At 33.7% G+C, this 11,169-nt stretch carries 9 protein-coding genes; 6 read left to right on the top strand and 3 right to left on the bottom strand.

Annotated elements, in window-relative coordinates; all coding sequences use genetic code 11:
• Nucleotides 1-258 precede the first annotated feature (258 nt).
• Nucleotides 259-855, bottom strand: coding sequence for an AbiU2 domain-containing protein (locus JS605_RS17330; protein WP_203258993.1), 597 nt, complete (start codon nucleotides 853-855; stop codon nucleotides 259-261).
• A gap of 161 nt (nucleotides 856-1,016) precedes the next feature.
• Nucleotides 1,017-1,943: a restriction endonuclease gene (locus JS605_RS17335; RefSeq protein ID WP_203258994.1), complete on the bottom strand. Its 927-nt coding sequence runs from the start codon at nucleotides 1,941-1,943 to the stop codon at nucleotides 1,017-1,019.
• Nucleotides 1,944-2,315: 372 nt separating this feature from the next.
• Here JS605_RS17335 and JS605_RS17340 point away from each other — a divergent pair, with 372 nt between their 5' ends.
• The 3 genes from JS605_RS17340 to JS605_RS17350 all read left to right on the top strand — a co-directional run bounded on the left by JS605_RS17340 (nucleotide 2,316) and on the right by JS605_RS17350 (nucleotide 7,271).
• The gene (locus tag JS605_RS17340; protein WP_203258995.1) at nucleotides 2,316-3,497 is read left to right on the top strand and encodes an AIR synthase related protein; all 1,182 of its coding nucleotides are present in this window, start codon (nucleotides 2,316-2,318) and stop codon (nucleotides 3,495-3,497) included.
• Nucleotides 3,498-3,563: 66 nt separating this feature from the next.
• Nucleotides 3,564-4,523 carry a DUF3078 domain-containing protein gene (locus JS605_RS17345; RefSeq protein WP_203258996.1) on the top strand — a complete coding sequence of 320 codons (960 nt, stop codon included), beginning with the start codon at nucleotides 3,564-3,566 and terminating at the stop codon, nucleotides 4,521-4,523.
• A gap of 195 nt (nucleotides 4,524-4,718) precedes the next feature.
• Entirely contained in the window at nucleotides 4,719-7,271 is a 2,553-nt protein-coding gene (locus JS605_RS17350) for an adenosylcobalamin-dependent ribonucleoside-diphosphate reductase (RefSeq protein ID WP_203258997.1), read from the top strand.
• 52 nt (nucleotides 7,272-7,323) lie between these two features.
• Here the strand turns inward: JS605_RS17350 and JS605_RS17355 are convergent, their stop codons facing one another.
• On the bottom strand, nucleotides 7,324-7,980 hold the full coding sequence (locus tag JS605_RS17355; protein ID WP_203258998.1) for an ATP-binding cassette domain-containing protein: 657 nt from the start codon (nucleotides 7,978-7,980) through the stop codon (nucleotides 7,324-7,326).
• Nucleotides 7,981-8,541: 561 nt separating this feature from the next.
• Between JS605_RS17355 and prfA the strand changes: the two genes are divergently transcribed.
• From prfA to pyrF, 3 genes are all read left to right on the top strand, one after another.
• Nucleotides 8,542-9,618 (top strand): peptide chain release factor 1, encoded by a 1,077-nt coding sequence (gene prfA / locus JS605_RS17360; RefSeq protein WP_203258999.1) that lies wholly within the window; start codon nucleotides 8,542-8,544, stop codon nucleotides 9,616-9,618.
• A gap of 79 nt (nucleotides 9,619-9,697) precedes the next feature.
• Nucleotides 9,698-10,057 (top strand): four helix bundle protein, encoded by a 360-nt coding sequence (locus JS605_RS17365; RefSeq protein ID WP_203259000.1) that lies wholly within the window; start codon nucleotides 9,698-9,700, stop codon nucleotides 10,055-10,057.
• A gap of 33 nt (nucleotides 10,058-10,090) precedes the next feature.
• Nucleotides 10,091-10,918, top strand: coding sequence for an orotidine-5'-phosphate decarboxylase (pyrF, locus tag JS605_RS17370; protein WP_203259001.1), 828 nt, complete (start codon nucleotides 10,091-10,093; stop codon nucleotides 10,916-10,918).
• Nucleotides 10,919-11,169: the final 251 nt, after the last annotated feature.

An 11,169-nucleotide genomic window follows, 5' to 3' on the forward strand; every position in this document is an offset into this window, starting at 1 on the left:
ATCACAAAACAACGTGGGTGGACTAAATAGTTAGTATCACATATTTATAGCAAGTGGCCAGGTTATTATAACTTATAATCATACAGATGCTGGTGACGATCAAGAATCGATCACAAATAGGATGCGGAGCAAGTTATATAAAGGTATTGAAGTATTGATAATCCTATCGGAATTATCAACAATTCAACACCCCAAAATCATAAATATGAGCTAATTAAAATAATAAATATTAACTTTGGAGAACTGGGCTAGTGCTTTTCATAGGAGCCATTGTTGTGCATAGTACTTTTTATATTCAGATAATATTCTATTAAATTCAGTTCCACCTCTAAATCGTGCTCTTCTAATAATTGCTGGTACTCTAATGTCAAATCCTAGTGGCTTGTAAGTCAGATTTATCAACTCCAACATTGTGTCAAAAAAATGAGTTATTTCGTCAATATGAGTTGAAGTTCCAAAATCAGCATTTCCAATAGTGTGGTCAAAATCGAAATGAGCTAATTTTTTTCTTCGATATTTTATTACTGGTAGAAATTTGGTTTTTAATTCCTCCGTTTTTTTGAGTACATCTTTCCATTCAGATTTCTCATTCTTTTTTAAGAGGTCGGATAAAGTAAATAGAGTTAAATTCTTATGTTGACCTTGAGTATGTGGGTCTAAAAGTCTAGCTATTGTCAGAAAAAAATAATTCCAGTAGAATTCAATAAGTGTATCACAAAAATCAGGTAGTAATTCTTCTTTTAATTTCTCGGATTCTTCATTATCAGGAAAAGTAGCTTCAAATTCAATCAATTTATGTTTTCCGTGAAACCAAACATCAAAAAGCTTGTCAATTATTTCCTTATTATTATTCATTCGATTGAGTCAGGTATTATGCACAACGGCTCTGTATAAATTTTGTTGCGTGTTTTCAAGCTAAAAGTAAGCAAATTATTACTGATTAGAAAGTTCGCGAGAACTTTCGCAAGTGAGCAATTAGCTAGCAATAAAATTTATACTTTGTTACCCAACGTTATTTACTCATTATCTTTTAAAGAATCCCAATAATCAGCATCAAGTTTTTTGATTTCTATGGTTTGTTCAATTTGCATTCCTAAACCAAAATCGTAAATATATTCTGCTAATTGTTTTCCGTCAATCAAAACTAAGGTTGTTGAGCCATTTAAATTGTTCGCATATTCTATTGCTCCTTTTGTATAATATGAAGTTGTTATAAAAACTCCTTTATTAGATTGTGCAACAGCTAGCGCTCCAACAAATTTTTGAATTTCTTCTCTTCCAATTGAAATGTCTGTTTTATATCTTTTTGCTTGTATATGTATTCTCCCAAGTCCTAAAACATCTTCCTTAATTATTCCATCTATTCCCCCATCGTTTGAAGCTTTAGTTACTAAGCCAGAATTTTGAATTTCTCCACCATAACCCATTCTTTGTAAAAGACTAACAACTAATTTTTCAAAAGCGATTGGTGTTTTAGTTAAAATTGTACTTATTATATCTGTATAAACTGATTTCTTAATATTTGAGAAAGAACTGTAAAGTTTTTCTTGAGGTGTTAATTCAGAAGAAATATCGTCAAAATCAATTTGTTCTTCAGATTTCTTTTTTTGCTTTTTAGGTTCTCGTTTTTCAATTTCTTTATTTATAAACTTATCAATTTGTTCAGGCTTTTCAATTAATTCGATTCCTTTTAAATTAATTTCATAAGTTCCTCTTTTTGGTTTATCAACAAGTCCACCCATATTTAAATAACTCAAAGCCCAAGAAACTCTGTCATAAAATATTGGTCCGTTTCCAGATTTATACATTTGGTTCAAATCTTCATCTGATAAATTAAAATGTTCTCCAAGTGGCTGAATAAATTCTGCAAGTTTAATTTTACCTTTTTCTTTTAATAATTTTAAGGCTGGTAATCTTATTTCATCATGTTTTGGTAATGACATTGGCGGTTTTTGTTAATGTTGGGTAACACATATATATGTGCAATTGATTGCAATGTAAAAAATATTGTTGAATTTACCTACTATATAATGTTTTCAGTGTCTTAAAGGAAATAGTGAGTTGTGTATTTTGTATATCAAAAAAACATATATCTTAAAAATGATATACAAAATGCACAACTAATAAAGCTTATTTGTTTAGCTTTTGTATGGCAGGATGTTTTATAAAGCAAACAATAGTATAGAACATAGCACGTATTACTAAATAACCAAAATAGCTTGGTTAAAAAAAGGTTGATAAAACACTTGTCTTATCCTTGTTTAAAACTGTAAATCTTTAAAATATTCCTTTACTTTGCAGCATAATACAATATTATGAGCCAAGAAGTATCAAAACGATATGCGCAACGTGGGGTATCCGCTTCTAAAGAAGATGTACACAATGCTATAAAAAACATCAACAAAGGGTTGTTTCCTAAAGCATTCTGTAAAATAGTCCCAGATTATTTAACTAATGATGACGATTATTGTTTAATCATGCATGCAGATGGGGCAGGAACAAAATCGTCCCTAGCTTATATGTATTGGAAGGAAACTGGAGATGTTTCCGTTTGGAAGGGCATTGCCCAAGATGCGTTAATTATGAATGTAGACGATTTGTTGTGTGTTGGTGCAACAGATAATATAATGCTATCTTCTACCATAGGAAGAAATAAAAACTTAATACCGGGAGAAGTCATTTCTGCCATCATAAATGGTACAGAAGCATTAATAGAAGATTTAAAAACCTTTGGTATTACCATACATTCTACAGGAGGGGAAACTGCCGATGTTGGCGATTTGGTGCGCACCATTATTGTAGATTCTACAGTAACTGCGAGAATGAAACGTAGCGATGTTATAGATAATGCCAATATTAAGGCAGGCGATGTTATTGTGGGCTTGGAATCTTTTGGGCAAGCATCATACGAAACAGCTTATAATGGTGGTATGGGCAGTAATGGTCTAACCTCGGCTAGGCATGATGTGTTTCATAAGTATTTAGCCGAAAAATACCCAGAAAGTTTTGACGCAGCGGTTCCAGAAGATTTGGTGTATTCTGGAGGTGTAAAATTAACCGATGCTGTAGAAAATGCACCCATAGATGCAGGTAAACTAGTGTTGTCTCCAACACGTACATATGCACCAATTATCAAGGCTATTTTATCAAAATATAAAAGTGATGAAGTTCATGGTATGGTACATTGCTCAGGAGGTGCGCAAACCAAAATTCTTCATTTTGTTGAAAATTTACATATTGTTAAAGATAACATGTTTCCTGTGCCGCCCTTGTTTAAATTAATTCAAGAGCAATCCAAAACCGAGTGGAAGGAAATGTACCAAGTATTTAATTGTGGACACAGGATGGAGCTTTACGTGTCCCCAGAGATAGCGAAAGATATTATAGAAATCTCTAAATCTTTTAATGTAAATGCGCAAATAGTAGGTAGAGTAGAAGCTTCAGAAAAAAAGAAACTCACAATAAAAAGTGAGTATGGGGAGTTTATATATTCATAAAAACATTTCAAATTTATGTTATGGAATGATTTTTGATAAGAAGCTTTCTAATCAAACCTAGCAACCATGAGAAAATTAATAACAGCCCTCACTGTTTTTTTTATTCAGTTATCTTTTTCCCAACCCGATTCACTTTACTTAAAAGAGAAAAAGGTGTATGATGGTCCGCAATGGAAACAAACACAAAGAGCAAGTATAGACTTAAGTCAGGTGAGTTTTACCAATTGGAATGCTGGTGGAACTAACTCTATTTCAGCTTTATTAGGATATCAATATACAGCTAATTACAAAGACAAGTTTTTCTTTTGGAATAATGGGGTGCGTGTTGGTTACGGTGTAAATAAGCAAGATGATAGAGAATTGCGTAAAACTGATGATATTTTCGAAATTACTTCAAACTTAGGGTATCAACCTACGCCAAACGCTAAGTGGTTTTATTCTGCACGCTTTAATTTTAAAACACAATTAACCAACGGATTTAGATACCCTGATACAGACAATCCTATTTCTAGGTTAATGGCACCCGGATATTTATTTTTTGGAGGTGGTATGGAGTATGGAAAGAATATAGAGGAATTATCGTTTTATGCCTCTCCTTTAACGCTTAAGGCAACATTTGTGTTAGACCAAGATTTGGCAAATGCAGGATCTTTTGGTGTTGATGCGGCAGTTTTTGATGCAAATGGTAATTTAATTAGAGAAGGACGTAATGTTAGGCAAGAAGTGGGTATTTTAATGACTAATAGCTATGCTTTAGAACTTGCTAAAAATATTAAAGCCACAAATCTATTAAGTGTTTATACAGATTACATCAATAATTTTGGTAATGTAGATGTAGACTGGAGAGTGAATTTTGACTTCAAAGTAAATAGTTTTGTAAGAGCTACCCTAGAATCGCATTTAAGGTATGATGACGATGTTAAAACTCAAGAACCATCAGCTACAGTGGACGGCGAATTTGATGAAGCAGGAGCAAGGGTGCAATGGAAACAGTTTTTGGGTATTGGATTTGCGGTTGATTTCTAGAATCTCCAAGCTATAAAGTTTTTAAAATTTGTTAACTTTTTTGTGTTGATAAATATTTAAATAACTGAATTTCAATTATTTTTAGTTTTTTTAGTGTGAACTTTATGATTTTTATCATGTTAAAAATAAAATAAATTTTGTTGTTTTACGGTTTCTAAACTAATCCATCAATTTTTTAAAAATCGTAGCACCACAATGAAAGTAAAAACTACCCCTAATCCAAAATCTTACACCCAAGATGAAGCATTTGAAGCTTCTTTAGAATACTTTAAAAACGACGATTTAGCGGCACGTGTCTGGATAAATAAATATGCGCTAAAAGACTCTGACGGCAACCTGTTTGAATTATCGCCTGAGGATATGCATAAACGCATAGCTAAAGAAATTGCTAGGGTAGAAAAACAATACCCTAATGCTTTAACAGAAACCCAAGTATACGATTTAATTAAAGATTTTAAATACATCGTACCACAAGGTAGCCCGATGGCTGGTATTGGTAATCCGTACCAAATCGCATCACTCTCAAACTGTTTTGTGATTGGTAATGATGGTATGTCTGATTCCTATGGAGGTATCATGAAGATAGACCAAGAGCAGGTACAACTTATGAAACGTCGTGGTGGTGTAGGTCACGATTTATCACACATACGACCAAAAGGGTCAGAAGTTAAAAATTCTGCATTAACCTCTACTGGCATAGTGCCCTTTATGGAGCGTTACTCAAACTCTACCCGGGAAGTAGCACAAGATGGACGCAGAGGCGCATTAATGCTATCCATTTCTATAAATCATCCAGATGCAGAAGATTTTATTGATGCTAAGTTAGAAGCGGGTAAGGTAACCGGAGCAAACGTCTCAGTAAGAATTGATGATGATTTTATGAAGGCTGTAAAAACAGGTACGCCCTACGTTCAAAAATATCCGGTATTTAGTAAAAGTCCTAAAATGTCAAAAACGATTGAAGCCAATGGACTTTGGAAAAAGATAGTGCATAATGCATGGAAATCAGCAGAGCCAGGTATTTTATTCTGGGATACCATAGCAAATGAATCTGTCCCAGATTGTTATGCAGATTTGGGTTACAAAACCGTATCTACCAACCCCTGTGGAGAAATCCCGCTTTGCCCTTATGATTCTTGTAGATTGTTGGCAATAAATTTATTTTCTTATGTTGAACAACCATTTACGGAACACGCTAAGTTTAATTTCGATTTATTTAAAGCGCACGTGGCCTATGCACAGCGTATCATGGATGATATTATCGACTTAGAATTGGAGAAAATTGATGTGATTTTAAAGAAAATTGAAGAAGATCCTGAAAACGATGAGGTAAAAGCAGTAGAGCGTAATTTATGGTTAAACATTAGGAAAAAAGCACATGAAGGGAGAAGAACTGGTATAGGTATTACAGCAGAAGGAGACATGCTTGCAGCATTAGGGTTAAGATACGGTAGTGAGGCTGGCAATGCATTTTCGGTAGAACTACATAAAACCATAGCCATAGAAGCTTACAGGAGTTCGGTGCACCTAGCAAAAGAACGAGGTGCATTTTCAATTTACGATTCAGATAGAGAAAAAAACAATCCTTTTGTACAGCGTTTAAAAGCGGAAGATAGTCAATTGTACTATGAAATGATGGAACATGGTAGACGTAATATTGCATTATTAACCATTGCACCCACAGGAACTACAAGTTTAATGACACAAACTACATCAGGTATAGAACCTGTGTTTTTACCAGTGTATAAAAGAAGACGAAAAGTAAATCCTAATGACAAAGATGTACGTGTAGATTTTGTTGATGAAGTTGGCGATTCTTGGGAAGAATACGTAGTATTTCATCATAAATTTAAATTATGGATGGAAGTAAATGGTATTGATGCCACTAAAAACTTTACCCAAACGGAATTGGATGATTTAATAAAACAATCACCCTACTATGGAGCTACCTCCAATGATGTAGATTGGTTAAGTAAAGTGAGTATGCAAGGTGCCATACAAAAATGGGTGGACCACTCCATTAGTGTAACTATTAATCTGCCAAACGATGTAAGTGAAGATTTAGTGGGTAATTTATACGTAAAAGCATGGGAAGTAGGTTGTAAAGGGGTTACAGTGTATCGTGACGGTTCCCGTTCTGGCGTTTTAATTTCTAATGATGAAAAGAAAGAGGATGATGCGCAAAATACATTAACGGAATTTCCTAATAAGCGTCCCCAAATTCTAGAAGCAGATGTGGTACGTTTTCAAAATAACAAAGAAAAGTGGATTGCCTTTATTGGTTTGGTAGATGAAAAACCTTATGAAATTTTTACAGGTTTAGCAGATGATGAAGATGGTATTTTGCTACCGCGTTGGGTAAACAGAGGGTTGATTATTAAGAATAAAAATGAGGATGGTACTAAGCGCTACGATTTTCAATATAAGAATACAAGAGGCTATAAAACCACAATCGAAGGGTTGTCGCATAAATTTAATCCAGAGTTTTGGAATTATGCTAAATTAATTTCAAGTACACTAAGACATGGTATGCCTATTGATAAAATTGTAGACTTAATTAATAGTTTACAACTAGACAGTGCTTCTATTAACTCTTGGAAAAATGGAGTAGGTAGGGCGTTAAAACGGTATATTGAAGATGGAACAAAAGTAAAGGGGCAAACCTGTAGCAATTGCAAATCTAAAAATTTAATATATCAAGAAGGCTGTTTAACATGTCAGGATTGTGGTTCTTCAAAGTGCGGATAAAATTTTTAAGCTAACTTAAAGTAAGAAAAAGAGGGCTCTAGGGCTTTCTTTTTCATTTAAGGGCATTTACATACTTATAATCCTCTAATTCAGATAAATTGCCAATCAATTTGGTACATCCATTCTTTAACAAATAAACAGTGTCAGATATATCAATAATATGCTGGTACATGTGGTCGGTAACAACAATTACTTTTTGCTGTTTTTCTTCAGATATGAGTTGCTTAATCTTTTCTACATGTAATGGTGCTATATGAGAAAAAGGCTCATCCAAAAAAACAATTGGTGATTTAAATTTCAAAATAATATAAGTTTCTAAAAGCCGGCGTTCTCCTCCAGAAAGTCTATTAAATTTTATGTTCTCGGAAAAGCGAATGCTTTCAAAATGATTTTTAAAATCTACCCAGCTTAAATTAAAAAGCGTAAAAGCAGTTTTAATTTTCATTTGGTTAGGGGTAAAATTTAGTTGAGGTAAAAGAGTGGCGGTTTTGGTGGAATACAACGGTTTTAAAACAGGCTTGGCATCTATTTTTATAAGTTTGTATTTAGGTTTTAGGTTACCAAATGCAATATTTAGCAAACAACTCTTACCACAACCGTTACTACCTAATATACCAGTAACTTTTCCTGTTTCTCCTTTTAAGTATATACCACTTAATATGCGTTTGCCCTTGAAATATAGCTCTACACTATCCAATTCAAAAATCATATAAATGCTTTAAGAATCATTAAGAAAGGAAGGCTAAACAATGTATCCATAACAAAAAACAGCGCAAACAATTTAAAGGTAGAAATCCCTAAGTTTTTGTAAAACATTAATTTATGTTTTGCACTCGTTTCATTGATAACATACCATAAAAAGAAGATGAGAAAAATTTTTACTAGGAATAAGGCTATGATATGGAAGCCAAGAAGCATCAAAAGAAAATTTACCCCATACGACCATATAAAAAAAGGTCTATAAAACAGAAAGATTGATGAAAACTGTTGCATAGTACAACTACTAACGCATAAACTTTTAGATTATTTTTATTAGTGAAACTCTATTTTAAAAAATTGTGGAGCAATGTATTTAAAATAGATAGTTAAACTAATCCCGCTATTGAAGCGGGATACTTACCTTAATTTATCAACCTTTAAATTAAAAGTTGTTTTTAGAGTACAGAATTTACTTTTGGGTTTTAATCTTTTTTATAATTATAACAACCGTTTCAAATAAAATATAATTCATAAATTATCGTATTTTTGATGACTAATTTGAATAGAGCAGATGTTAGATAAGTTACAGATAGTAAAGCAGCGTTTTGATGAGGTAAGCGATTTAATTATCCAGCCAGATATTATATCCGATCAGAAACGTTACGTACAACTAACTAGAGAATATAAGGATTTAAAGCTTTTAATGGACAAACGTGAGGTTTACGTTGAATTGACTGATAATTTAAAAGAAGCCGAAGAGATTATAGCCGATGGAAGTGATCCTGAAATGGTTGAAATGGCAAAGATGCAATATGATGAAGCTAAAGATGGTATCCCAAAACTGGAGGAAGAGATAAAAGTATTATTAATCCCTAAGGATCCTGAAGATGCAAAAAATGCCGTTGTGGAATTACGTGCGGGAACTGGAGGGGATGAAGCTAGTATTTTTGCAGGTGATTTATTTAGAATGTATACCAAGTATTGTGAAGGTAAAGGGTGGAATGTAAGTACTGTAGATTTTAGTGAGGGTACAAATGGAGGTTTTAAAGAAATACAATTTGAAGTATCTGGAGATGATGTTTATGGCACTTTAAAATTTGAAGCTGGGGTGCATCGTGTGCAACGTGTCCCACAAACAGAAACCCAAGGGCGTGTGCATACAAGTGCAGCAACTGTAATGGTGTTTCCAGAGGCAGAGGAGTTTGATGTAGAGATAGATCCTAAAGATGTACGTATTGATTATTTCTGTTCCTCGGGTCCAGGAGGTCAGTCGGTAAATACTACCTATTCTGCTGTACGATTAACACACGAGCCAACAGGTTTGGTTGCACAATGTCAAGACCAAAAATCACAACATAAAAATAAAGAGAAAGCTTTTAAAGTGCTACGCTCTCGTTTATACGATTTAGAGTTGGCTAAGAAACAAGAAGAAGATGCTGCCAAGCGTGGAAGTATGGTGTCATCAGGAGATAGAAGTGCCAAAATTAGAACCTATAATTATCCGCAAGGCCGTGTAACCGACCATCGTATAGGGTTAACGCTTTACGATCTTCAAAATATTGTAAACGGAGACATTCAAAAAATAATTGATGAATTACAACTCGCTGAAAACACTGAAAAGTTAAAGGCTAGTGATGAAACTATATAGGTACTGGATCTTGGGTCTTAGGTCTTAGGTCTTGGGTTTTAGGTATTGGGTGTTAGGTAATAAGAACGATTTAATATAAATGAGGAATTTTAGAAACTTAGATGTTTGGAAGGATTCTATTACTCTAGTAAAAGATATTTATGTTTTAATTGACAAACTTCCTGATATTGAGAAGTTTGGTTTGAAATCTCAAATTTCCAGATGTGCTGTTTCAATACCAGCAAATATAGCTGAAGGTTCTGCTAAAGATTCTCAGAAGGATTTTGTACGATACTTGAAGGTTAGTTTAGGCTCAGCTTTTGAACTAGAAACGCATCTGGTAATTTGCAAGGAGCTTTCTTATATTTCTCACGATGAAGAAAAAGACATTATAGAAAAGGTAAATATTCTTCAGAAAAGGATAAATGCTTTAATAAAATACTCAAAAAGTCAATTTTAAACCCAAAACCTAAAACCCAAGACCAAATAGCTAATGACCCAAGACCAATTATTTGCTGAAATTAAAAAAAAACAATCCTTTCTGTGTATTGGATTGGATGTAGATTTAAATAAAATTCCGTCATATTTATTGGATACAGAAGATCCAATTTTTGAGTTTAATAAAGCTATTATTGATGCAACGCATCATTTATGTGTGGCTTATAAACCTAATACTGCATTTTATGAGGCTTATGGTTTAAAAGGTTGGAAAGCCTTAGAAAAAACCATTAATTATCTTAACACCCATTACCCTGAAATTTTTACTATTGCTGATGCTAAACGTGGCGATATTGGTAATACCAGTACGATGTATGCTAAAGCGTTTTTTGAGGATTTAGCGTTTGACTCTGTGACTGTAGCGCCTTATATGGGTAAAGATTCTGTTGAGCCCTTTTTGGCATTTAAAAATAAGCATACTATTATGTTGGCTTTAACTTCTAATAAAGGTGCTTTTGATTTTCAAACGAAAACCATTGATGATAAGGAGGTTTACAAGTACGTACTGGAAACTTCAAAAGGCTGGGCTAATTCAGAAAATCTAATGTACGTTGTTGGGGCAACGAAAGCGGAGTATTTAGCGGATATTAGACAAATTATACCTGATAGTTTTTTACTGGTGCCTGGAGTTGGTGCCCAAGGTGGAAATCTTCAAGACGTATGTAAATATGGAATGAATAATTCTGTTGGACTTTTGATTAATTCTTCCAGAGGTATTATTTATGCTTCTAATAGCGATGACTTTGCTGAAGCTGCGGCCAACAAAGCGCTTGAGCTTAAAAATGCTATGGCTTTGGAATTATCTCATTATTTCAAGAGCTAATAGTCTTCCTTGATTATTTAGATATGAACTGGTGCTGAGGCTTTACTTTAGACTGCTGACAGTACCGCGTTAGGGATTGAGGGATTTGTTGAAGCTCCCCTACAGAGGAGGGAGCGACTCCCGAAAGCCTGCCTGTATTCTAAGGTTTATCCTAATTTTTATGCTGCAAATTTAAAGGTTTCCACATAAGGTGTTTGTCTTTTTGCTACAGCAAAGATTCTGCTAACAATTTTGTTTCTAATAATATTAAG

Source organism: Hyunsoonleella ulvae, assembly GCF_016827605.1.
In the GTDB taxonomy this organism is placed as follows: Bacteria; Bacteroidota; Bacteroidia; order Flavobacteriales; family Flavobacteriaceae; genus Jejuia; species Jejuia ulvae.